21 protein-coding genes and 4 tRNA genes are annotated in these 21,311 nt (G+C 63.2%); 21 read left to right on the top strand and 4 right to left on the bottom strand.

Annotated features, from left to right (window positions below; translation table 11 throughout):
* Window positions 1-52 precede the first annotated feature (52 nt).
* Window positions 53-256, bottom strand: a complete 204-nt coding sequence (locus KOL99_RS15030; protein WP_216511289.1) for a hypothetical protein — start codon at window positions 254-256, stop codon at window positions 53-55.
* A gap of 417 nt (window positions 257-673) precedes the next feature.
* Here KOL99_RS15030 and KOL99_RS15025 point away from each other — a divergent pair, with 417 nt between their 5' ends.
* The 12 genes from KOL99_RS15025 to KOL99_RS14970 all read left to right on the top strand — a co-directional run bounded on the left by KOL99_RS15025 (window position 674) and on the right by KOL99_RS14970 (window position 10,472).
* On the top strand, window positions 674-2,326 hold the full coding sequence (locus tag KOL99_RS15025) for an acyl-CoA mutase large subunit family protein (protein ID WP_216511288.1): 1,653 nt from the start codon (window positions 674-676) through the stop codon (window positions 2,324-2,326).
* Between the two features lie 277 nt (window positions 2,327-2,603).
* Complete coding sequence (gene mce, locus KOL99_RS15020) at window positions 2,604-3,017, top strand: methylmalonyl-CoA epimerase (protein WP_216511287.1); 414 nt, start codon at window positions 2,604-2,606, stop codon at window positions 3,015-3,017.
* 344 nt (window positions 3,018-3,361) lie between these two features.
* Entirely contained in the window at window positions 3,362-4,708 is a 1,347-nt protein-coding gene (locus KOL99_RS15015) for a porin (RefSeq protein WP_216511286.1), read from the top strand.
* Window positions 4,709-4,992: 284 nt separating this feature from the next.
* On the top strand, window positions 4,993-5,268 hold the full coding sequence (locus KOL99_RS15010; protein WP_216511285.1) for a hypothetical protein: 276 nt from the start codon (window positions 4,993-4,995) through the stop codon (window positions 5,266-5,268).
* A gap of 60 nt (window positions 5,269-5,328) precedes the next feature.
* Window positions 5,329-5,604, top strand: a complete 276-nt coding sequence (locus KOL99_RS15005; RefSeq protein ID WP_216511284.1) for a hypothetical protein — start codon at window positions 5,329-5,331, stop codon at window positions 5,602-5,604.
* Between the two features lie 183 nt (window positions 5,605-5,787).
* The gene (locus tag KOL99_RS15000) at window positions 5,788-7,257 is read left to right on the top strand and encodes a hypothetical protein (protein WP_216511283.1); all 1,470 of its coding nucleotides are present in this window, start codon (window positions 5,788-5,790) and stop codon (window positions 7,255-7,257) included.
* A 109-nt stretch (window positions 7,258-7,366) separates the two neighbouring features.
* Entirely contained in the window at window positions 7,367-8,689 is a 1,323-nt protein-coding gene (locus KOL99_RS14995; protein ID WP_216511282.1) for an ATP phosphoribosyltransferase regulatory subunit, read from the top strand.
* Entirely contained in the window at window positions 8,682-9,980 is a 1,299-nt protein-coding gene (locus KOL99_RS14990) for an adenylosuccinate synthase (RefSeq protein WP_216511281.1), read from the top strand. The genes KOL99_RS14995 and KOL99_RS14990 overlap by 8 nt, the downstream gene beginning before the upstream one ends.
* A gap of 72 nt (window positions 9,981-10,052) precedes the next feature.
* Window positions 10,053-10,128: transfer RNA gene (locus tag KOL99_RS14985), tRNA-Lys, on the top strand.
* 1 nt (window position 10,129) lies between these two features.
* Window positions 10,130-10,207, top strand: a tRNA-Glu gene (locus KOL99_RS14980).
* 41 nt (window positions 10,208-10,248) lie between these two features.
* Window positions 10,249-10,324, top strand: a tRNA-Lys gene (locus KOL99_RS14975).
* Window positions 10,325-10,397: 73 nt separating this feature from the next.
* A tRNA-Glu gene (locus KOL99_RS14970) sits at window positions 10,398-10,472 on the top strand.
* Window positions 10,473-10,547: 75 nt separating this feature from the next.
* Here the strand turns inward: KOL99_RS14970 and KOL99_RS14965 are convergent.
* Window positions 10,548-10,706 carry a hypothetical protein gene (locus tag KOL99_RS14965; RefSeq protein WP_216511280.1) on the bottom strand — a complete coding sequence of 53 codons (159 nt, stop codon included), beginning with the start codon at window positions 10,704-10,706 and terminating at the stop codon, window positions 10,548-10,550.
* A 169-nt stretch (window positions 10,707-10,875) separates the two neighbouring features.
* Here KOL99_RS14965 and KOL99_RS14960 point away from each other — a divergent pair, with 169 nt between their 5' ends.
* Window positions 10,876-12,108 carry an MFS transporter gene (locus KOL99_RS14960; RefSeq protein WP_236026268.1) on the top strand — a complete coding sequence of 411 codons (1,233 nt, stop codon included), beginning with the start codon at window positions 10,876-10,878 and terminating at the stop codon, window positions 12,106-12,108.
* Between the two features lie 7 nt (window positions 12,109-12,115).
* Here KOL99_RS14960 and KOL99_RS14955 read toward each other — a convergent pair whose 3' ends face one another.
* A complete protein-coding gene (locus KOL99_RS14955; protein WP_216511279.1) occupies window positions 12,116-12,310 on the bottom strand; it encodes a 4Fe-4S dicluster domain-containing protein in 195 nt (64 codons plus the stop codon).
* 188 nt (window positions 12,311-12,498) lie between these two features.
* Between KOL99_RS14955 and elbB the strand changes: the two genes are divergently transcribed.
* Together elbB and KOL99_RS14945 are read left to right on the top strand one after the other, a co-directional pair.
* Complete coding sequence (gene elbB / locus KOL99_RS14950) at window positions 12,499-13,155, top strand: isoprenoid biosynthesis glyoxalase ElbB (protein ID WP_216511278.1); 657 nt, start codon at window positions 12,499-12,501, stop codon at window positions 13,153-13,155.
* A 104-nt stretch (window positions 13,156-13,259) separates the two neighbouring features.
* Window positions 13,260-13,847 (top strand): outer membrane beta-barrel protein, encoded by a 588-nt coding sequence (locus tag KOL99_RS14945; RefSeq protein ID WP_216511277.1) that lies wholly within the window; start codon window positions 13,260-13,262, stop codon window positions 13,845-13,847.
* 150 nt (window positions 13,848-13,997) lie between these two features.
* On the opposite strand, the gene KOL99_RS14940 is transcribed toward KOL99_RS14945, so the two are convergent.
* On the bottom strand, window positions 13,998-15,677 hold the full coding sequence (locus tag KOL99_RS14940; protein WP_216511276.1) for a radical SAM protein: 1,680 nt from the start codon (window positions 15,675-15,677) through the stop codon (window positions 13,998-14,000).
* Between the two features lie 239 nt (window positions 15,678-15,916).
* Here KOL99_RS14940 and KOL99_RS14935 point away from each other — a divergent pair, with 239 nt between their 5' ends.
* From KOL99_RS14935 to KOL99_RS14910, 6 genes are read left to right on the top strand one after another with little or no spacing between them, the layout of a single operon-like run.
* Window positions 15,917-16,174: an acyl carrier protein gene (locus tag KOL99_RS14935; RefSeq protein ID WP_216511275.1), complete on the top strand. Its 258-nt coding sequence runs from the start codon at window positions 15,917-15,919 to the stop codon at window positions 16,172-16,174.
* Between the two features lie 22 nt (window positions 16,175-16,196).
* A complete protein-coding gene (locus tag KOL99_RS14930) occupies window positions 16,197-16,847 on the top strand; it encodes a GNAT family N-acetyltransferase (protein WP_216511274.1) in 651 nt (216 codons plus the stop codon).
* Between the two features lie 24 nt (window positions 16,848-16,871).
* The gene (locus KOL99_RS14925) at window positions 16,872-17,858 is read left to right on the top strand and encodes an agmatinase family protein (RefSeq protein ID WP_216511273.1); all 987 of its coding nucleotides are present in this window, start codon (window positions 16,872-16,874) and stop codon (window positions 17,856-17,858) included.
* A gap of 20 nt (window positions 17,859-17,878) precedes the next feature.
* Window positions 17,879-18,535 carry a hypothetical protein gene (locus tag KOL99_RS14920; protein WP_216511272.1) on the top strand — a complete coding sequence of 219 codons (657 nt, stop codon included), beginning with the start codon at window positions 17,879-17,881 and terminating at the stop codon, window positions 18,533-18,535.
* Between the two features lie 29 nt (window positions 18,536-18,564).
* Window positions 18,565-19,713: an acyl-CoA dehydrogenase family protein gene (locus tag KOL99_RS14915; RefSeq protein ID WP_216511271.1), complete on the top strand. Its 1,149-nt coding sequence runs from the start codon at window positions 18,565-18,567 to the stop codon at window positions 19,711-19,713.
* Window positions 19,714-19,732: 19 nt separating this feature from the next.
* Entirely contained in the window at window positions 19,733-21,304 is a 1,572-nt protein-coding gene (locus KOL99_RS14910) for an amino acid adenylation domain-containing protein (RefSeq protein ID WP_216511270.1), read from the top strand.
* Window positions 21,305-21,311: the final 7 nt, after the last annotated feature.

Raw genomic sequence — 21,311 nt, 5'->3', positions numbered from 1 at the left:
CATCCGCTGACCCCGCCCACGAGGCAGGGTCAGTTGTTTTTTTTCGGGCCGCCTATGCCGCGGCGAAGCAGATGTTGTCGGAGGAGAGAGCCTCCAGGAACGAGTCGGCCAGCGGATCCTTGACGATGGCCATCATGCCGTGGTTGACGGACCAGGTGGTGCCGCAGGTGGGGCATTCCTTCAAGTCCTCGTTGAAGGCGCCGGAGCGAAGGTCCATGGCGTTTTGTTCGTGGTTCTTACATACCGGGCATTGCATCTGGGGTTCTCCTCTTGCCCTCTGCGGGGCGCTCATGATTTTTTTGGTCGCCAAGAAATATATGGGCGCCGCAGTTGTTTTACAAGTGAAAAATCCGCAAAAGCGCTGGTAAAACATTATGTTATCCGGTTTTTACTGTTTTGTATGACAAATCGGGATTTTAAAATTTGCCGCGAAAATAAAACACGGCAAAACACCCCGGGGCGAGACTGCGTCACTAACATACTGTTTTTACGTAGTAGCTTTGATTTAAATCAGCATTATAAAAATAGAACAACGCCGACTCTCCATTCGGCAGCATCTCGGCAGCACGGTTAAGAAAAAATAATTCACTTTCACGAAAATTTAGCGTAAACAAAAGACGTCTTTCGCAAGCTTCATTCTGTTATCACAACTTTGTACCGCCAGGAGAGCAACATGAGCATTTCTGAAAAGAAACAGGCATGGCAGGCAACCGTAGAGAAGAGCATGGCCAAGGCGCCGGAGCGCAGGAGCTCTTTTAAAACAAGCTCCGACAACGAACTCGAGCGTTGTTACGCGCCGCAGTTCGACTACCCGGGCTACGAGGAGAACCTGGGCTTCCCGGGTCAGTTCCCGTTCACCCGCGGGGTGCAGCCGACCATGTACCGTGGCAGGTTCTGGACCATGCGTCAGTACGCCGGCTTCGGCAACGCGGCGGAGTCCAACGAGCGCTACAAGTACCTGCTTTCCGCCGGCCAGACCGGCCTCTCCATCGCCTTCGACCTCCCGACCCAGATGGGCTACGACTCCGACGCCTCCATGAGCCGCGGCGAGGTGGGCAAGGTCGGGGTCGCCATCGACTCCCTGGCGGACATGGAAGTCCTCTTCGACGGCATCCCGCTGGACAAGGTCTCCACCTCGATGACCATCAACTCCACGGCGTCCATCCTGCTCGCCATGTACATCGCGGTGGCCGAGAAGCAGGGGGTGACCCCGGACAAGATCTCGGGCACCATCCAAAACGACATCCTCAAGGAGTACATGGCGCGCGGCACCTACATCTACCCCCCCAAGGAGTCGATGCGCATCATCACCGACATCTTCGCCTACTGCAAGGACAACGTCCCCAAGTGGAACACCATCTCCATCTCCGGCTACCACATCCGCGAGGCGGGCTCGTCCGCGGTGCAGGAAGTGGCCTTCACCCTTGCCGACGGCATCGCCTACGTCGAGGCGGCGGTCAAGGCCGGTCTTGACGTGGACGAGTTCGCGCCGCGGCTCGCCTTCTTCTTCAACGCCCACAACAACCTCCTGGAGGAGGTTGCCAAGTTCCGCGCCGCCCGCCGCATGTGGTCCCGCATCATGCGCGAGCGCTTCAAGGCGAAGGACCCGCGTTCCCAGATGCTGCGCTTCCACACCCAGACCGCCGGCTGCACCCTGACCGCACAGCAGCCCGACAACAACATCATGCGCGTCACCCTGCAGGCGCTGGCCGCGGTCCTTGGGGGCACCCAGTCGCTGCACACCAACTCCCGCGACGAGGCGCTGGCGCTTCCCACCGAGGAGTCGGTGCGCATCGCGCTCAGGACCCAGCAGGTAATCGCCTACGAGTCCGGCGTCGCCGACTCCATCGACCCCCTGGCCGGTTCCTTCCTGGTCGAGTCGCTCACCGACCAGATCGAGCAACAGGCGATGGCCTACATCGAGAAGATCGACTCGCTGGGCGGCGCGGTCGAGGCGATCTCCCGCGGCTTCCAGCAAAAGGAGATCCAGGATTCCGCCTACGCCTACCAGCGCTCCATCGAGAAGGACGAGACCATCATCGTCGGCGTGAACAAGTTCACTGTCGAGGAGGGCGCTCCCCAGGGGCTCCTCAAGGTCACCGACGAGGTCGAGGTGAAGCAGAAGGAGGCCCTCACCGCCATGAAGGCCAAGCGCGACAGCGCCCAGGTGGAGAAGACGCTCAAGGCGCTGGAACAGGCGGCCAAGGGTACCGACAACCTCATGCCGTACATCCTCGACGCGGTGAAAAGCTACGCCACCCTGGGCGAGATCGCCAACGTCATGCGCGGCGTCTTCGGCGTGCACCGCGAAACCGTGGTGCTTTAAAATACGACGCGGCAAGTTCCTGCCGGAACGGCGCAGTTCGTTCCGGCAGGAACCGTAACATCGCAAAGCTTCGTTCTTTTCAACGGCAGTACTGTTTCGGTCACAGCATATCAACTTGCCGCATCACATCCCTCTACACTTTGTCATAGAGTTTCTTCACGAATTGTCACCTGCCCGTAACGTAACTTTTTCATTACCGTTGCTTGCATTTTGATGATTCTTCGATATTATCTGTCACCGTCAGATAGCTTTTGACGCACCTATCAGAGGACCGCACATGCTCACGAAGATCAACCACCTGGGTATAGCCGTAACTTCCATCGAAGAAGCAATCCCATTCTATAGGGACACGCTGGGGATGAACTTCTCCGGCATCGAAGAAGTACCTAGCCAGTTAGTGAAAGTCGCCTTTCTCTCCATAGGAGAATCCAAGATAGAACTTCTGGAACCGACTTCCCCGGACAGTCCCGTCGCCAAGTTCCTCGAGAAAAACGGCCCGGGGGTGCACCACGTGGCGTACGGAGTGAAGGACATCGAAGCCACCATCGCCAGACTCATCGCCGGGGGCACCAGGATGATCGACGCCACCCCCAGAAATGGCGCTCACGGGGCGCGCATCGCCTTCCTTCATCCCAAGAGCAGCAACGGCGTCCTCACCGAACTGTGTGAATCGCACGAGGACAGTCACTAAAACATGCGCCTTCCTGTATCTAATGAGTGTAGTTTTTTTCTGTTGACATTTGTTTGAAAAATAATATAGTGGCCTCAGATTTATATAACACCGGTTTGCTCATTGGGATAGGCTGTACAGGCTGATCTGCGTGACCTTCTACGCAAATGTCGAGGAGACAATCATTGCTGACTCAAAACAGCCCGAGGACCACGAAGAGGAGCTCTTGACTTCACCCTGTTCATTAGCAGCGGCTGACTCAAGAGCTCTTTCTTTATAGTGAGACTGCGCCTTCGCCGTGTGGCGAATTGACAGTACAGCAGGAACTTCAATCGCGTTGTAACAAACAAACCAGGAGGTAGACGATGAGCTTTCAAAAGAAATTGCTTGCATTCGCAGCAGTCAGCGCTCTGAGCGCAGCAACCGCCGTTCCGGCAATGGCGCTGGAGAACGAGTTCCACGGTATGTTCAAATTCATGGGCTACCAGACCAACGCCCTCGCCGGCGGCGACACTGGGGATATCCTCCGTAAGGATGCACACTCCGGCTTCTTCGCCGAGCAGCGCGCCCGCATCATGTACATCGCCAAAGCCAACGACAACCTGAAGCTCGTCACCCACTTCGAACTCGACACCCGTTTCGGCGGCATCGCAAACAGCCACACCGGTACCTCCAGCTACAAGGGCACCACCGGCAACGACGGCGGCCAGCTCGATGCCGACTCCCTCACCCTTGAGACCAAGAACATCTACCTCGACTTCAACGAGCCGGCTACCGGCGCCAACTTCAAGGTTGGTATGCAGCCCTGGGCCGATGCCTACGGCAGCCTCTTCCTGCTCGCCGACATGACCGGCGCCATCGGCACCAAGAAGGTCGACAACTTCACCGGCCAGCTCGGCTGGTTCCGCTTCGACGACAACACCCTCGCCAACGACAAGACCGGCCCGGGCCAGTTCACTGCCGACCTGATCGTCGCCGACGGCAAGTTCGCCGTCAACAAGGACATCACCGTAGGCGCCACCTACTACAACGTGCAGAACGACACCGGCCTCGCTCCGGCATACGAACTGCTGCACATGGTCGGCGTCAACGCTGACCTCAACGTCGGTCCGGCCAACATCAAGCCGTTCGCCGCCTATCAGTGGGGCGATCAGAACTCGGCTAAAGACATCAGCGCTTACATGGCTGGTGCTGTAGCCAAGGTCAAGACCGGCCCGGGCGCTGTCAACCTCTCCGGCTTCTACCTCTCCGGCGACAAGGGCGGCACCAACAACAACGCATTCCAGACCATCGCTGCCAGCACCACCTACTTCAACCCGGCTAACATGTGGATCCTCGTTCGCCCGAACCAGGCTATCAACACCTCCACCTCCCTCACCGGCAACGACCTGACCGTTGGCGGCCGCGGCGCCATCGGCGTCTTCGGCGGCTACGAGGGCGCCATGGGCAAGACCTTCTACAACGCCAACGTTGGCTACCTGAGGACCGCAGAGGCGCGCGGCACCGAGAAGAAGTCCCTCGGCACCGAGGTCAACGCCCAGGTCGGCTACAAGATCTACGACAACCTGAGCGCCAGCGTTGCTGCCGCTTACGTCTTCCTCGGCGACGCCCTGAGCAGCAAAACCACTGCCGACAGGATCGCAGGCTACGCTCAGACCGCCGACGCTGACAACCCGTACCTGTTCAACGTGCAGCTGAGCTACGCGTTCTAAACATCCTGTCCCGCCGCCTCATGGCGGGAGCGCAAACAGCTGAATCAGCAAGCCGGAGGGGCGACTCTCCGGCTTGTTTTTTTCAACGTCTCGGGTGCCTGTGCCGCCCCGCCCCTCTTTCCGCCTCTGTGACATCCATCGAGCCTCCCCCCGCAATGGCTCATCAAACAGCTGAGCCAGTCCCCGCCTGCTTCAAAGGATTTTTCACCGCCGTGTTGACAAGAAGACCTTCTATGGTTCAATCATTATGCCTTTCTAATCACCTTACCAAAAGGAGCTAACGTATGAGAAAGATGGCAATGATGCTGGCTGCAGGCCTTTTTATGCTGTCTTCGGTACCGGCTTACGCCCAGACAGCGGCGGACCAGAAGGACGAATGCCTGTTGGCGTCGCGAAACTGCATGAACCAGGTCGACGACATTCAGCAGCGCATCCATAAGCTGAACAAGGAGATCCAGAAGGGAACCAGGGTCTACAGCCCCCAGGAACTGAGAAAACTGCAGGACAAGCTCAAGGAAGCGGATGACATCCTGCGCAACCTGGAAAGGCCTGACAGCTAACAGGCAGCGTCCCGCCAAAGCGCAACGGCCACAAGAGACCCGTCGGTAAAGGAGCGGACCATGAAAAGGGCGATACTGGTAGTTACGGGAGCTTTGTTGATGGCGACCAGCACGGGCGTGTACGCCGAGCAGACACCGGCCGAGAAGGACGAGTGCCTGCTCTTGTCGCAAAAATGCAAGGACCAGGTCGACGACATCTTCACGCGGATGCAGCGCCTGGACAAGGAGATCCAAAAGGGAACCAGGGTCTACACCCCGCAGGAACTTAAACAGCTGCGCCAGAAACTCGCTGAAACCCAGGAGATGCTCCGGGACATGGAAAAACCCGGGCGCTGACACCTCTGCCTGCCCGGGATGAGCCGAAAAAAGAGGCGGACCGACGGTCCGCTTTTTTTGTGGGAGCATCCTGCCGGAAACTGCGCTGAAAGCGCCTCCGCGGCAGCTGAAACCGTTTGACTAATGAGGACCGCTCTGCGATAATTCGGCGTCTTAAATCCCCACCGAAAAGCGGAGCAATCAATGAAAAGATCACTCGTCGCGACCCTGATTCTCCTGGGCACGCTGCTGGCGGCCGCTGCGGCCTCAGCCTCAACCATCCGCGCCTATATCGCCGAATTCACCGTCTCCCCCGCCGACAACGGCAACCTGAAAAACACCCTGCAGCGCCTGCTGGCTACGCGCCTGGCCGGCGACGGCATCGTGACCGTCGACACCCCCGCCGAGGCCGATGTCATCGTCTCGGGCAGCTACACCACGCTGGGTAAAATGTTCAGCCTGGACGCCATCGCCAAAAGCGCCGCTGGCAAGCAGCTTGGCACCGCCTTCGAACAGGGCGAGAGCATGGACGTGCTCATTCCCGCCGTGGGCAAGGTTTCCGGCAAACTAAAGGGGGACATCGTCAAGCAGTTCCAGCCCGCAGCGGCAGCGCTCCCCGAGGCGCCCGCCAAGGCCCCGCGCGCCGACATCGTGAGGCCGTCGGTCGCCCAGGAGGTGATCAAGGCGCCTGCTTCCTCCGAGATCGTGCGCAGCGAGGCAACCGCCGGCTGGATCAGCCAGCGCCTTCCCGGCGTGTACAGCGGCGTCGCCACCTGGGGCACCAAGGACTTCGTGACCGCCGACGACAAGGGCATCCACCTGTACCGTCCCGGCGGGAAGCTTGATCTGGTCACCGAGGTCATCCTCCCCGACCGCATGAAGATACTGGCGTTGGACGCCATGGGACCGGAGGCCAACGGACGGGTCCTGGTGTTCGTGACCATCATGGACCGCGAGAGCATCTCCTCCAGGATCTATGCCCTGCAGAACGACACGCTGAAGGTGGTCGCCGAGGACATCCCCTACATGTTCCGCACCATCGCCCCCTACGGCGGCGCCAAGAAACTCTACGCCCAGCAGATGGGGCGCAACGACGACTTCTACGGCGACGTCTACGAGGCGAGCATCGTCGACAAGGGGGTGAAGCTCAGCAACCCGATCAAGATGCCGCGCTTCGCCAACATCTTCAACTTCAACCTGTTCCGCGACCAGTCCGGCAAGAGCTACCTGGCCACCTTCAGCGACAGCGGCTACCTCCTGGTTTACTCCGACACCGGCGAGGAACTCTGGAGAAGCTCCGACAAGTTCGGCGGCTCCGAGACCTACTTCCAGCGCAGGGACTGGGAGAACGAGAGAACCAACATGACCCCGTTCCGCACCCGCTTCATCGAGCAGCGCATCACGGTGACCGAGAAGGGGGAGATCCTGGTGCCGCAGAACTCTGGCTTCTTCGTACTGGGGAACCTGCGCTCCTACTCGAAGTACTCCGTGGTGAACTTCGCCTGGAACGGCTCCTCCCTGGAGGAGAAGTGGCGCACCAAGCAGAGCCAGAACTACCTGGCCGACTACTCCTACAACCCGGCCTCCAAGGAACTGGTCCTGCTCGAGGTGGCCCAGAAGGATACCTTCGGGGGCAAGGGTGGCTCCGTGGTGCGGCTGCTCGGCATCGAATAGCCTGAAGGCGGGGGGAATGTCTTGACTTCCCCCCGCCATACTGTTACGATTCCTCGTTTTTTGCCACCTTTTGCCGGACTGCCGGTACCCCCGGACGTTAGGACGACCCGTGACCAACCCCGCATGCATTGAAGCGCCCCTCCCCAAAGGGGTAAGCGATTTTCTCCCGGAAACTGCCGACAAGATCACCTTCATCGCCGACAGCATCCACCGAGTCTTCGAACTCTGGGGCTTCCGGCGTATGATCACCCCGCTGCTCGAGTTCGAGGACGTACTGGCCCTCGGCATGGGCGACGAACTGCGCAGCAAGACCTTCCGCTTCGACGACCGCCAGACCGGAAGACTGTTGGCCATCCCGCCCGACATCACGCCGCAGGTTGCGCGCATCGTCGCCACCAGGATGCACTCGCTTCCCCTGCCCCACCGCATCTATTATTCCGGCCGCGTGCTCAGGCAGGCGCAGATGCAGTCAGGCAGGAGCCGCGAGATCTTCCAGTCCGGCGTCGAGCTGATCGGCCTCAATTCGCCCGAGGCGGACGCCGAGATGGTGGCAATGGCCGTGGAGGTTCTCAAGAACCTCGGCTTCACCGGTTTCAAGATCGACCTCGGGCAGGTGGATTTCTACCGCGGCATCATGGACGCCTCCGGGCTCTCCCGCGAGGTGCAGCGGCAGCTGCAGGAAGCGATCAGCAAGAAGGAAGTGACCGCCGTGCGCTCCATCCTGGAGGCGGCCGGCGCTCCCGACCGGGTCAAGGAAGAGATCGCGCTCCTCCCGAGGCTCTACGGCGGCCGCGAGGTGCTCAAGGAAGCCGCCCGCATCGCCGGCAACGAGCGTTCGCGCAAGGCCCTGGAGAACATCACCCAGGTGGTGGAGATCCTCGACATCTACGGCGTCGCGGACCACCTCACCATCGACCTGGGCGAGATCCGCGGCCTTGACTACCACACCGGCATCACCTTCGAGGGGTTCGTCCCCGGTATCGGCGAGGCGGTCTGCAGCGGCGGGCGCTACGACGACCTCACCGCCAAGTACGGCTACCCGGCGCACGCCACCGGGTTCGCCTTCAACATCCTCGCTCTTTTGGCCAGCATGGCCAAGCGGCCGGAGGTCGAGGCATCCAGCAGCCGCGACTTCCTGGTCTTCAACAGGAAAGACGAGCGCCGCGAGGCGCTGGAAGTGGCGCAGAAACTGAGAAGCCTCGGCTTCACCTGCGCCAGGGACATCATCAAGCGCGACTTCGAGAGCTCGCTTGAGTACGCGAAGAAGATGGACATCCGGATGCTTTTGGTGATCGGTGCCGAACAGTGCGCGGCCGACCAGCTTTACCTGGTCAGGGTCGCCGACCGTCGCGCCATAACCGTGGGCAAGCAGGAGTTGTTCGATAAGGGACTCGATTTGAAATTCGATCTGCAAGGGGAGAATCATGGCTAACGTCGTTGTAATTGGTGCCCAGTGGGGCGATGAGGGCAAAGGCAAGGTCGTCGACATCTATACGGAGTACGCCGACGACGTGGTACGTTACCAGGGCGGCAACAACGCCGGCCACACGCTGGTGGTGGGCGACGAGAAGGTCATCCTGCACCTGATCCCGTCCGGCATCCTGCACGAGGGGAAGCGCTGCGTGATCGGCAACGGCGTCGTGCTCGACCCGGAAGTCTTCATCATGGAGATCACCCGTCTCAAGAGCAACGGCTACCTGAAAGATGACAGCATGCTGCTTCTCTCAGAGGCGCTGCACATCATCATGCCGTACCACAAGCGGATCGACATCGCCCGCGAAAGGAACTCCGGCGCCAAGAAGATCGGCACCACCGGCCGCGGCATCGGCCCCGCCTACGAGGACAAGATCGGCCGCAGGGGCATCCGCCTCATGGACCTTCTGGACGAGAAGGCCTTCACCCGCAAGGTGAAGGAGGTGCTCGACGAGAAGAACCTGATCCTCACCCAGCTCCTGGGCGACCAGCCCTTCACCTTCGAGGAGATCTATACCGAGTACATGGGGTACGCGGAGACGCTGAGAAAGTACGCGGCCGACACCTCGCTCATCCTGCACAAGGACATCAAGGCGGGCAAGAGCCTGCTATTCGAAGGCGCCCAGGGCACCCTGCTCGACGTCGACCACGGCACCTACCCGTACGTCACCTCCTCCTCCACCTGCTCAGGCGGCGCCTGCACGGGGAGCGGCGTCTCCCCGAGGGAGATCCACGAGGTAATCGGCATCTCCAAGGCCTACGCCACCCGCGTGGGGAGCGGCCCGTTCCCGACCGAGCTCCTCGACGAGACCGGCGAGGCGCTGCGCCAGGCCGGCCGCGAGTTCGGCTCCACCACCGGCCGTCCGCGTCGCTGCGGCTGGTTCGACGCCCTGGTAGCCCGCTACGCGGTGCGCGTGAACGGCCTCTCCGGCATCGCCATCACCAAGCTCGACGTCCTCACCGGCCTTGACACCATCAAGGTCTGCACCGGCTACAAGTACCAGGATCAGATCCTGGACGAGATCCCGGCCAGCCTCGAGGTGATGGAGCAGTGCACCCCGGTGTACGAGGAACTCCCCGGCTGGAGCGAGGACATCACCGGCGCCAAGAGCATCGCCGAGCTGCCCAAGAACGCCCAGGACTACGTGAAGCGCGTCGAGGCGCTCTCCGGCGCCCCGGTGGTTCTGGTTTCGGTAGGCCCGCGCCGCAGCGAAACCATCGTGCTCAGGAACCCGTTCGAGCGCGTCTGATTTTTTAATAAAAAGTGTTGACTGGCAGAAATCGATTTGCTATAAGGTTGTTCTTGCTTCGCTGCACTGTTTGAGCCGCTAGCTCAGTTGGTAGAGCACCTGACTTTTAATCAGGTGGTCGTTGGTTCGATCCCAACGCGGCTCACCACGTCCCCATCGTCTAGCCCGGCCCAGGACACCGCCCTTTCACGGCGGCGACGCCGGTTCAAATCCGGCTGGGGACGCCACTCAAACAAACAGCGCTTGTGCCTCGGCACAAAGCTTAAGCGAGCCGCTAGCTCAGTTGGTAGAGCACCTGACTTTTAATCAGGTGGTCGTTGGTTCGATCCCAACGCGGCTCACCACCCTTTCTTCACTGTCGCTTGACTGGGCCTTGCGACAGCCCCCCAGCCCTGACGGGACGGGATGCAACAATTCGGTCCCATCGTCTAGTGGTTAGGACACCGGCCTTTCACGTCGGTAACAGGGGTTCAAGTCCCCTTGGGATCACCATCAACGGAAAAGGCCGCTCTCCCAAGGGAAGCGGCCTTTTCTCATTCCTGCCTTCGGCTCCTATCCTTTCCAGCCTCACTCTTCCTTCTTGCCCGGCCAGACCTTCATACAGTAGGGGCACTCCTGCACCTCGTACGGCACCGTGTCGCGCAACTGCTCCTGCTCGCGGACAGCTGCACATCCCTTGGCTACCGGGTAGGTGTGGATGGTATTGTGCTTGATGAAGTAAAGCATGACCTTCCTCCTTTGCCTGCAACAGATTTCCGGTGACAGCGCCACCAATTGAAGAGTAGGGTAAACAACCCTGTTGTCAACAGTGCCAAAGTCATTTACAAGAGTGGTGCGAAACGAGATATTGTCACGCGCCCGGCGCACTGCCAGTAACCAATGGGATCCCCTTGCTATGACATCCAGCGTTGAGGCGGCAAACTTCCAGCAATCGGTGTTGCGGCACCGACCGTTCCGGTTTTTCTGGCTGGCGCGTGTCTGTTCTTCGATCGCCTTGCAGATGCAGGCGGTCGCCGTGGGGTGGCAGATCTACGCCCTGACCGGCTCGGTCTTCTACCTGGGACTGGTCGGCCTCGCCCAGTTTCTCCCCATGTTCCTGCTGACCCTGGCCGTCGGCCACGTCGCCGACCGCTACGACAGAAGGCGCATCGCCCGCGCCTGCCAGGTGCTGGAAGGTCTCGCGCTGGCACTCCTCGCTTTCGGCTCCCACGGCGGCTGGCTCGGCAAGGACGCCATCCTGGCCATCGTGTTCGTGGCGGGGGCGCTGCGCGCCTTCGAGGGACCGACCATGCTGGCGTTGGTACCGTGGCTGGTGCCGCAGGAACTGATCCCGCGCGCCTCGGCCTGGTCCGCCTCCGCCAACCAGACCGCCAGCATTGCCGGCCCGGCCCTGGGCGGCCTTCTCTACGCCCTTGGCCCCACCACGGTCTACGCGAGCGCCGCCCTTCTTTTCTTCGCGGCGAGCCTGCTCCTCTCCCGGATCCGCCTCGACCGCGCACCCGCCCCGCGCGAACCGGCCACGGTGCGCTCCCTCTTCGCGGGGATCGCCTTCATCAAGAGCCGCCAGGAGATTCTGGGGGCCATCTCGCTCGATCTCTTCGCCGTGCTCCTTGGGGGCGCGACCGCCCTGCTCCCCGTCTTCGCCCGGGACATCCTGCACACCGGCCCCCTTGGCCTGGGATTCCTGCGCGCGGCACCCGCCATGGGGGCGCTCGGGGTCTCGCTATTTTTGGCCCGCCGTCCGCTGCGGCACCGGGTCGGGCGCGCCATGTTCCTAAGCGTCTTCCTGTTCGGCATCGCCACGGTGGTCTTCGGCATCTCGACCTCCTTCCCGGTTTCCATGGCGGCCCTGATGGTGCTCGGCGCGGCCGACATCGTGAGCGTCGTGATCCGCGCCTCCCTGGTGCAGATCACGACACCGGACGAAATGCGCGGCAGGGTGAGCGCCGTCAACTCGATGTTCATCGGCACCTCGAACCAACTGGGGGAGTTCGAGTCCGGAGTCACGGCGGCGCTCTTCGGCACGGTGCCGGCGGTATTGATCGGCGGCATCGGCACCATGGTCGTCGTTTTGTTGTGGATGAAGTTCTTTCCGAGGCTACTGCGGGTGGACAAGCTGGGACAGTGAGGCGGGGTCAGGAGAGGGCGCGCACCGGGCAGACGGGGAGGCAGGCGAGGCAACCGTCGCAATCGCGCGGCCTCACCAGCACGGCGTGCTTGCGATAACCGGCGACCTCCAGGGTGAGGAGCCGGCCGGGACAGGCCGCGACGCAGCGGCCGCAGCCGGTGCAGCGGGCGACGTCTATGTCAGGTTTTCTCGTTTTTGTCATAGGCAGGTTTCATCACTGGCTGTGTGGCGCCACGGCACTGGCATGAGGAGTCGAGATCCCGGCGGCCGCCACGGTGACTTTATGACGCAGGCCCTCTATTAGCGGACGCTCAAACCGCTTGCACAGTGCGAAGTTCCCGCATAGAATATCGCAATCGAACCCCAAACTACAAGACAGGAGGCCTCTGCATGAAGAAGATAGGCGTAATACTTTCCGGCTGTGGCGTGCGTGACGGAAGCGAGATCCACGAGGCGGTGCTGACCCTGCTCGCCATCGACAACAGCGGCGCGAAGGCGGTCTGCCTCGCCCCCGACATCGAGCTGGACGAGGTGAACCACCTGACCATGCAGGACACCGGGGCCAAGCGGAGGGTGCTGGTCGAGGCGGCGCGCATCGCGCGCGGTGACATCGCCGACGTGAAAACCGCCAAGGCGGAAGAGCTCGACGCCATCGTCCTTCCCGGTGGTTTCGGCGCCGCCAAGAACCTCTGCAGCTTCGCCTTCGATGGCTCCAAGGGGAGCGTCCAGCCGGACGTGCTCAAGCTCATCCGGGACATGGCTGCGGCCAAAAAGCCGATCTGCGCCATCTGCATCGCCCCGGCCGTGGTGGCCCTCGCGCTGGGCAAGGACCTCGCCCCGAAGCTCACCATCGGCAACGACGCCGGCACCGCCCAGGCCATCAACGGCACCGGCAGCAGCCACGTCGACTGCGCCGCCACCGAGTGCGTCATCGACCGCGACAACCTGATCGTCTCGACCCCCGCCTACATGCTGGCCGGAGGCATCGCCGAGGCGGGCAAGGGGATCGAGAAGGCCATCAAGGCCACCCTGGAGCTGATCAAGTAGCGATCACTCCCCTTTGAAGCGTTCATTAGGGCTTGAACAGTGCGCCGTTTTCACTTAAGATGCCGCTGTTTCATGAACGCTTTTTTTGGGAGGGAACACAGATTATGCGTAAGATGTTACTGCTCTGCGCGGCGGCGCTGCTCCTGGCGGCACCCCTGGCGGGGAACGCCTCCGCGGAAGATCTCAGAGGCAGGATCGCCGTTAGCGGCAAGATCGGCGTGAGCAACCCGGCCGAGTCCGAAGTGGACACCATAAACGGCAGGATGGTGGTTTCCACCGACGCCGGTCTCACCGGCGGGCTCGGCTTCCTGTTCGGCGTCGACGACAACGTCGCCGTCGAGATGGAGGTAAGCCGCACCACCTTCGACGCGTCCAGCTTCGGCGACGCCGACGTGACCGACGTCTCCGTCGGGGCGCAGTACCGCTTCCCCGGCCGGCAGCACGTGGTCCCCTACGTCGGCGCGGGTATCGACGTGCTCATCAACGACCTGGACAAGAAGTACACCAACACCGCCGTCGGCGCCCACGTAAGCGGCGGTATCGACTGCTTCATGAACCGCCAGGTGGCCCTGAACCTCGAGGTGAAAGGTGTCGAGGCCTTCAAGGCGGATGTGGACGGCCCCAACGGGACCGGCAAGTTCGACCCCTCGGCCCTTTCCTTCACGGTCGGCGCGAGGTTCTTCTTCAACTAAACCAACGCGAAAGCAGGATCAATTTCCCGCCCTTCCCCTCTCCCCCCGGGAGAGGGGTCAGGGGGGAGGGCGTAGCCACGAAGTAAGTCCTCGCTCCACGGCCGTCTCCATCTCCCTCACCCGGCCCACTGCCAAAGGGAGAGGGAGGTATTACCCGCCAACGTTTTCCCCCAACGCCTTCCGGTACTCCCGCCGCAACCGTTCCGTATCGCCGCCATCGATGAAGTCCCAAGGAAGGAGTTCCTCCAGCGCTATATCCCGATTCACCAGCGCCTCGGCGTCAAGCTCCCACTCCCGCAGCGCCTCCTTCCAGTTCTCCAACCGGTCGGCCGCCACCAAGAGCTCCGCCAGCCTGCGGTCGCCGCGAGACAGGAGCGCCTGCTGGAACGCCTCGCGCGGGCTCTCCATCTGCAGCTTCAGGTTGGAGAGCCGCCCCAGCTCCTTCTGCAGAAACTTCCACTTCTTCTCCAGCGACTTGACCGGTTCCATGGCGCACCACTGGAAGGGGGTGAACGGCTTAGGGATGAAGGGGTTCACCGAGAGCTGGATCTCCCCCAGGCGCCGGTTCTCCTTGGCCGCGGTCACGACCCGTTCGCGGATCTTCTTCACCAGCGCCACCAGTTCCTCCAGGTCCTCGGCGGTTTCGGTGGGAAGCCCGATGATGAAGTACAGCTTCAGGTTCAGGATGTCGTGGCTCACCAGCATGTCGCAGGCCGCCAGGATCTGATCCTCGTCGATCCCCTTTTTGACCAGGTCCCGCAACCGCTGCGAGCCCCCCTCGGGCGCGAGCGCCACCGATTTCTGGCCGCTCGCCTTCAGTGCCTCGATCATGCGCCCGTCCAGGTGGTCGATGCGGAAGGAGGAGACCGAGAACTTCCCCCCGGCGGCGACGATGTCGCAGCAGAGTTCGCCGATGCCGGCGTAGTCGGAGACCGCCGCCGCCACGAGCCCCACCTTCCTTCCCTGAGCCACCCCCTTGAGCACCTCGCTGCGCACGAGTTCGGTCGAGCGGGTCCGGTAGGGGAGATAGATGAACCCGGCGGCGCAGAAACGGCAGGCGCGCGGGCAGCCCCGGGAGATCTCCACCAGGTGCATCCCGGAAAACTCGGTGGCATCGGTGTGTATCTCGGTGACGGTCGGCCGGCTGTCGGGATCGGGGTCCCAGACGCGGCGCACCCGGGCGGGGGCACCGGGAGAAGCGGTGAAGGCGACTTGGCGGGCACCGTCATACTCCGGCCGGTAGAGCGAGGGGACGTAGATCCCGGGAAGGCGCGCCGCCTCGAGGAGCAGCTCCTCCCGCGACGCCGCGCCCCGCTTCAACAGCTCCAGCAGGGGTGGAAGGGTCGGCTCCGCCTCGCCGATGCAGACCAGGTCCAGAAACGGCGCCACCGGCTCGGGATTGAGAAAAAGGGCGGCGCCACCGGCCAGGACCAGCGGTTGCAGGGGGGACCGCTGCGCGGCGTAGGGATCGATCCCGGCCAGCCTGAAGATGGCGGGAAGGTTCAGGTAATCGCTCTCGAAGGAGATGGAGAAGGCGACCAGGTCGAAGGAGGAAAGCGGGCGCTCCCCCTCGAATGACAGCAGCGTCCCCCGTGTCCGGCGCAGTTCCTCGAGTTCATCCCGGTCCGGCAGGTAGGCGCGGTCGCAGGTGACTTCGGCCTGCGCGTTGAGCATCGCGTGAACGGCCTGGAAACCGAGGTTACTCATGGCGGAGTGATAGCGGTTGGGGTAGACCAGGCAGCAGGAGAGTCTCCCGCCGCTTTTGGCGCGCCCGGGGCCGCTCTCGCCGGAGAGGAGGGTCCGCTTTCTTTCGATGATCTTCCACGACATTGCGCCAAGGTAGCATCTTTGACCGCGCCTGTGGAACAAAAAAGAAGCCTGACGCGGCGCCCTTGACAGCCAAAGGTGCAATTGTACACTAGGGGGCGTGCCAAAAATTACAATTCTGTCATTATTGAACACCAACCATTCACCTCGGCGCCGGAGCTCCCCCGAGCGCAGTTCCCAGGCCGCGCGGCTGCACCGCCGATACAGCCGGCGCCCCCACGCACCTGACAAAGGAGGAAAAGATGGCCGATTACACCGACACCATCAGGTCGTTCATAGAAAAGGAGATGGCGGGTCCCGGCGGCAAAGCCAGCCTTTCCCCATCCGACTCCCTCATAGACAAGGGAATCGTGGATTCGCTGGGGGTGCAGAGACTGATCGCCTACCTGGAAAAGGAATTCGACCTGCAGATCGCGGACACCGAGATAGTCCCGGAGCACTTTGAGACCATATCGGCCGTGGCGCAGTTCATAAACTTCAAACTGGGCGCCAAGGTATAGCGGGGCGGGCGCTGGGGGAACGATGCTTCAGTACTGCAAGATGCGGCTGGTCCAGGCCCGCGACATGGTCCAGATCGGCGGGTGGCGCACCCTGTTGCGCGACATGTTCTACCTGAACCGGGTCGCGGTGCCGGTGGAGATCGCGCTCGACTCCCTGCGCCCGGTGTCCGATTTCAACCGTCCGGCCGACGAGGCGGTCGTGGAGCTGAGCGCGCAGCTGCTCGCGGAGCGGCGCCTGGTGTACCGGTTCCAGAGCAGGTACCTGAAGGCGCTCAGCTATCTCGGGCGGGGGTACCGCGGCTTCGCGCTGGTGAAGGGGGCCACGGTGGCCGGGGACATCTGGTGCGCCGACAGCCGGCAGGGCGGGGCACCCGGCAACCATCCCGACGAAGCGTGGCTCGGCATCGAGTGCCGCTGCGGGGAGGCCTACACCTTCGACATGTTCGTCGATCCCGCGCACCGCGGAGGGAACGTGGCCGCGGCGCTGCAAAACGGCGCGCTGCACCTGCTGAAAAAAAGGGGAATCACCAAAGCCTACGGCTTTTTCTGGGCCGACAACCTCCCGGCGCTCTGGGTGCACCGGACCCTGCGCTGGCGCGAACTGGACCGAGTCAGGGCTACCCGCCTGCTGCTGACAAAGAAATTGCACGTTACCGGCCAACGCCCGGCATAGGCGCGAAAGGCCAAAGGAGCCGCCATGAACAGCAAAGAGATCCCGATGGTTCCCAACCGGAAAGCCTCGCTCCCCAGGGTCTACGGCGATACCCCTTCCTTCCTCGGCGTCCCGGTGGTCGATGCCCGCAACCTGCCGTCGGGCCGTGACGTGATCGTGGCCGGGGTCCCCTGGGAGGGAACGGTGACCTGGGGCTCCTTCAGCAGCTGCGAGCTGGCGCCGCGCAGCATCAGGCACGCCTCGGCGCGCTACGGCGGCTTCCTCCCCGAGTACGAGATCGACCTGTTCGACCACCTGCAACTGGGGGACATGGGGGACATCCCGGTCAACCCGAACGACCCGGCGGAGACCATGGCCAACGTGCACAGGGCGATGCTCGGGGTCTACCGCAGCCAGAGCATCCCCTTCGTCCTGGGCGGCGACCACTCCTTCACGCCCGAGATCGTCAAGGCGCTCGGCGAGTCGGGCCGGGGGGAAATCGGCATCATCCACTTCGACGCCCACCTCGACAACGCCAAGTCCTTCGGCGCCGACATGTTCGCGCGCTGCGGACCGCTGCACCGGATCGCGCAACTCCCCCACGTGCGCAAGGAGAGCATCGTGCACATGGGGATCAGGGGGCCGCGCAACTCCCCGGCGCAGTACGAGTATGCCCGCAGCATGGGTGCGCGCATCTTCACCACCAGGGAAATCCACCAGCGCGGCATGACCGAGGTGACCGAGGAGGCGATAGCGATCGCCCACGAGAAAACCAGGCACGTCTTCGTGACCATCTGCAGCGACTGCATCGATGCCGGCTACAATCCCGGCGGCCCCGCCGATTTCAACGGGCTTTTGCCCAACGAGCTCCTGCCGGCGCTGCAGACCATAGGGCGTTCCGGCATCGACGGGCTGGACTTCGTCGAGGTCTACCCCGGGCAGGACCCGCAGGGTTACTCCTCGCACCTGGCAGCCTGGGCCCTGATCTACGCCCTCTCCGGCGTCGCCCAGCGCAAGAGGGACCGGGCCTGACCGTCCGGCGGGGGCGCGCCATGTACAGGGATCTCGAGGACTTTTGGCATTTTTCCCGACGGTACCGGATCTTCCAGCGGGTCTCCAGCCTGAGCCACCCGCTGCTGGAGCGCGACCACGAGCTCTCGGAGCGGGCCCGCGAGGCCCTGGACCGGCTCAACCGCGACCGCATCGCCTGCCAGGGGCGGATCGTGGCGCTGAACCTCCCCGGCTTCGCCCGCTGCTTCGACTGCCGGGGCGCCTGCTGTCGTGAACCTTCCGAGCGTTACTTCACGGCCATAGATTACTGGCTGCGGCGGCATACCCCTCACGAGGTCCGCGACTTCGCCACGCGGAGCGCGCCGCCGCTGCACCGTTACTACGGGGCCAGGCTCGCTTCGGCGTGGCGGCTGGCCACGGCGCGGCCTTCCCCCCCGGCCCCGGCGAGCGCGACGGACTCCCGCTGCGGGCACCTGGGCGAGCGGGGCTGCCTGCTGCCGGCCGAGCAGCGCCCCCTGAAATGTCTTTTCTACGCCTGTTCCGGGATGAGAAAGGCCCTGGACGAGCCGACCCGGCGGGCCTACATCGAGGGGGTCAAGGATCTGCAGCGCATCTCGATACTGACCTTCGACGTGCTGAAACTCGAGGCGGGCGTCCCCTCCCATTACGGCGCCGCCTCTTTGCTGCTCACCCTGTAGCGGGCCGGCACCGGCCCTGCGAGGCGCACATGGAGCCGACAACCTTCACCACCGAGCAGGAAAACTTCAAGCGGATGGCCATCGAGTTCGCCCGCCGGGAGCTGAACCCGGGCGCCAAGGAGCGGGAGCGGCGGGGGGAGTTCTCCGAGGCGGGGTGGCGCAAGTGCGCCGAGTTCGGCATCCCCGGCATCACCATGCCCGAGGAGTACGGCGGGCTCGGTTTGGACACCATGACCGCGGTGGCCACCATGGAGGGGCTCGGCTACGCCTGCCGGGACAGCGGCCTCATCTTCTCGCTCAACTCCCACATCTGGACCTGCGAATCCCCCATCAACCGCTTTGGAACGGAGCCGCAAAAACAGCGGTACCTCCCGAGGCTCATCACCGGAGAGATCAAGGGTGGGCACGCCATGACCGAGCCCGAGGCGGGTTCGGACGCCTTCAGCATGCGCTGTCGGGCGGAGAAGCGTGGGGACCGCTACCTCCTCAACGGCTCCAAGACCTTCATCACCAACGCGCCCATCGCCGACATCCTGCTGGTCTTCGCGGTCACCGACCCCGGCAAGGGGTTCGCCGGCATCTCCGCTTTCATCGTGGAGAAGGGGACGCCCGGCTTCTCGGTGGGACGCCCCCTCGATACCATGGGGCTTAGGACCTGCCCTCTGGGCGAGGTGTTCCTGGCGGATTGCGAGGTCCCCGAGGAAAACCGTCTGGGATCCGAGGGGAGCGGCGCCGCCATCTTCAACGCCGAGATGGAATGGGAGAGAAGCTGCCTTTTCGCCGCCCACCTGGGTGCGATGGAGAAGATCCTCGAGGAATGCGTGGAGTACGCCCGGCAACGGCGCCAGTTCGGCCAGGCCATCGGCAAGTGCCAATCGGTATCGCACAAGATCGCCGACATGAAGCTGCGTACCGAGCTCTCCCGCCTCATGCTGCACCGGGTGGCGGGGTTGAAGAGCGCCGGTCGGCGGGCGCCGCTGGAGTCGGCCATGGCCAAGCTCTTCATAAGCGAGAGCTACGTGCAAAACGCAACCGACGCGCTGCAGATACACGGCGCCTACGGCTACTCCACCGAATTCGACTTCGAACGCAACCTGCGCGACGCCATCGCCGGCAAGATCTACTCGGGCACCTCCGAGATCCAGAGAAACATCATCGCGACCTTCCTCGGGCTCTAGAGGCGACACGGAGGGATTCATGTACCTGCTGCAGCAGCTGCTGACCCAAAGCGCGGCGGCGTTCCCGCACAAGCGGGCGGTTCTGTGCAAGGAGCGGGGGCTCTCCTATCGCGAGCTGGAGGAAACGAGCAACCGCCTGGCGGCCCTTCTGGCGGCCCACGGCGTCAGGCGCGGCGACCGCGTCGGCATCCTGCTGAACAAGTCCATCGAGGGCATCGTCGCCCTCTTCGGCATCCTCAAGGCCGGCGGCGTCTACGTCCCCCTCGACCCCGCCTCCCCCGCCTCGCGGCTTCGCTCCATCATCAACCACTGCGGCATACGCCTCGCCATCGCCTCCGGCCCGCAGCTGGAGCGGCTGCTCGCGGAAGGGGGTGACGCCCTGCCGCTGAAAAAGGCGGTGGTGACCCTTGCCGGCGACGCTATTTTCGGGGTGGAGCAGATCCCCTGGCACGACCTGGAGCGGCACGGCTGCGCCCCCCCCGCGCCCGAGGTCTGCGGCGCCTCCCCCGCCTACATCCTGCACACCTCCGGCTCCACCGGTTCTCCCAAAGGGGTCGTGATTTCGCACCTGAACGCGCTCACCTTCGTCGAGATGGCGAGCGAGTTCTTCGCCATCGCAGCGGCGGATCGCCTCGCCAACCACGCGCCGTTGCACTTCGACCTCTCCATATTCGACATCTTCTGCGCCATCAGGGGGGGAGCCACCCTGGTGCTGGTGCCGGAGGCGCTCTCGGCCTTCCCGGTGCGGCTGGCCGAATTCCTGGAGCGCGAGGAGATCACGGTATGGAACTCGGTGGCCTCGGTACTCACCAAGCTCGCCGACCAGGGGGCGCTGGACCGGCTCACCCTCCCGAAGCTCCGCCTGGTGCATTTCTCGGGCGACATCATGCCGGTCAAATTCCTGAGGGTCCTGAAGCGCTTCATGCCCGCGGCCGCTTTCTACAACATCTACGGCCAGACCGAGGCCAACTCCTCGCTTTTCTTCCGGGTGCCGGAGCAGCTGCCGCGGGAGGCATGGAAGATCCCGATCGGGAGCCCCTTCCCCAACTTCGAGGTCTTCGCCGTCGACGAGGCGGGTGAGGTGGTGACCGAGCCGGGGCGCGAGGGAGAACTGCACGTGCTGGGCGCCACCGTGGCCCTTGGCTACTGGAACGATCCCGTGCGCACGGCGGCCCACTTCAGCCCCGACCCGCGCAACCCCGCCAGCCACGCCCGCGTCTACCGGACCGGCGACCTGGTGCGCCTGGACGCCGAGGGCAACTTCGTCTTCGCCGGGCGCAAGGACCACATGGTGAAGAGCAAGGGCTTCCGGGTGGAGCTGGACGAGATCGAGATTGTCCTCAACAGTCACCCCGGCATCAGGCAGGCGGCGGTCATCGCCATCCCGGACGAGTTGACCGGCAGCCGCATCGTGGCCTATGTCTCCCACGCAGAGGGCGCGGCCCTGGAGACGGCCGACCTGATCGGCCTGTGCGGCGCGCACCTCCCTAAGTACATGATTCCGGAGCGGATCATCTGCCGCCCGACCCTCCCGGTCACCTCCAACAGCAAGATCGACCGCAAGGCCCTGGAACGCGAATTTCTCCCCTGAACCCGCC

The sequence above is a fragment of the Geomonas azotofigens genome, from assembly GCF_018919395.1.
Lineage (GTDB): Bacteria > Desulfobacterota > Desulfuromonadia > Geobacterales > Geobacteraceae > Geomonas > Geomonas azotofigens.
Note: the sequence above shows the minus strand (reverse complement) of the source record. Positions and strands in the feature narration are given on the sequence as shown.

What these genes read in the sequence shown, in the direction of transcription:
- KOL99_RS14960 (WP_236026268.1), top strand. Translation starts at nt 10,876, where the DNA reads ATGACATCCAGCGTTGAGGCGGCAAACTTCCAGCAATCGGTGTTGCGG.
- mce (WP_216511287.1), top strand. Translation starts at nt 2,604, where the DNA reads ATGCTCACGAAGATCAACCACCTGGGTATAGCCGTAACTTCCATCGAA.
- KOL99_RS14955 (WP_216511279.1), bottom strand. Translation starts at nt 12,310, where the DNA reads ATGACAAAAACGAGAAAACCTGACATAGACGTCGCCCGCTGCACCGGC.
- KOL99_RS14945 (WP_216511277.1), top strand. Translation starts at nt 13,260, where the DNA reads ATGCGTAAGATGTTACTGCTCTGCGCGGCGGCGCTGCTCCTGGCGGCA.
- KOL99_RS14930 (WP_216511274.1), top strand. Translation starts at nt 16,197, where the DNA reads ATGCTTCAGTACTGCAAGATGCGGCTGGTCCAGGCCCGCGACATGGTC.
- KOL99_RS15010 (WP_216511285.1), top strand. Translation starts at nt 4,993, where the DNA reads ATGAGAAAGATGGCAATGATGCTGGCTGCAGGCCTTTTTATGCTGTCT.
- KOL99_RS14910 (WP_216511270.1), top strand. Translation starts at nt 19,733, where the DNA reads ATGTACCTGCTGCAGCAGCTGCTGACCCAAAGCGCGGCGGCGTTCCCG.
- elbB (WP_216511278.1), top strand. Translation starts at nt 12,499, where the DNA reads ATGAAGAAGATAGGCGTAATACTTTCCGGCTGTGGCGTGCGTGACGGA.
- KOL99_RS14925 (WP_216511273.1), top strand. Translation starts at nt 16,872, where the DNA reads ATGAACAGCAAAGAGATCCCGATGGTTCCCAACCGGAAAGCCTCGCTC.
- KOL99_RS15030 (WP_216511289.1), bottom strand. Translation starts at nt 256, where the DNA reads ATGCAATGCCCGGTATGTAAGAACCACGAACAAAACGCCATGGACCTT.
- KOL99_RS14940 (WP_216511276.1), bottom strand. Translation starts at nt 15,677, where the DNA reads ATGTCGTGGAAGATCATCGAAAGAAAGCGGACCCTCCTCTCCGGCGAG.
- KOL99_RS14990 (WP_216511281.1), top strand. Translation starts at nt 8,682, where the DNA reads ATGGCTAACGTCGTTGTAATTGGTGCCCAGTGGGGCGATGAGGGCAAA.
- KOL99_RS15000 (WP_216511283.1), top strand. Translation starts at nt 5,788, where the DNA reads ATGAAAAGATCACTCGTCGCGACCCTGATTCTCCTGGGCACGCTGCTG.
- KOL99_RS14915 (WP_216511271.1), top strand. Translation starts at nt 18,565, where the DNA reads ATGGAGCCGACAACCTTCACCACCGAGCAGGAAAACTTCAAGCGGATG.
- KOL99_RS15005 (WP_216511284.1), top strand. Translation starts at nt 5,329, where the DNA reads ATGAAAAGGGCGATACTGGTAGTTACGGGAGCTTTGTTGATGGCGACC.
- KOL99_RS14920 (WP_216511272.1), top strand. Translation starts at nt 17,879, where the DNA reads ATGTACAGGGATCTCGAGGACTTTTGGCATTTTTCCCGACGGTACCGG.
- KOL99_RS15025 (WP_216511288.1), top strand. Translation starts at nt 674, where the DNA reads ATGAGCATTTCTGAAAAGAAACAGGCATGGCAGGCAACCGTAGAGAAG.
- KOL99_RS14965 (WP_216511280.1), bottom strand. Translation starts at nt 10,706, where the DNA reads ATGCTTTACTTCATCAAGCACAATACCATCCACACCTACCCGGTAGCC.
- KOL99_RS14935 (WP_216511275.1), top strand. Translation starts at nt 15,917, where the DNA reads ATGGCCGATTACACCGACACCATCAGGTCGTTCATAGAAAAGGAGATG.
- KOL99_RS15015 (WP_216511286.1), top strand. Translation starts at nt 3,362, where the DNA reads ATGAGCTTTCAAAAGAAATTGCTTGCATTCGCAGCAGTCAGCGCTCTG.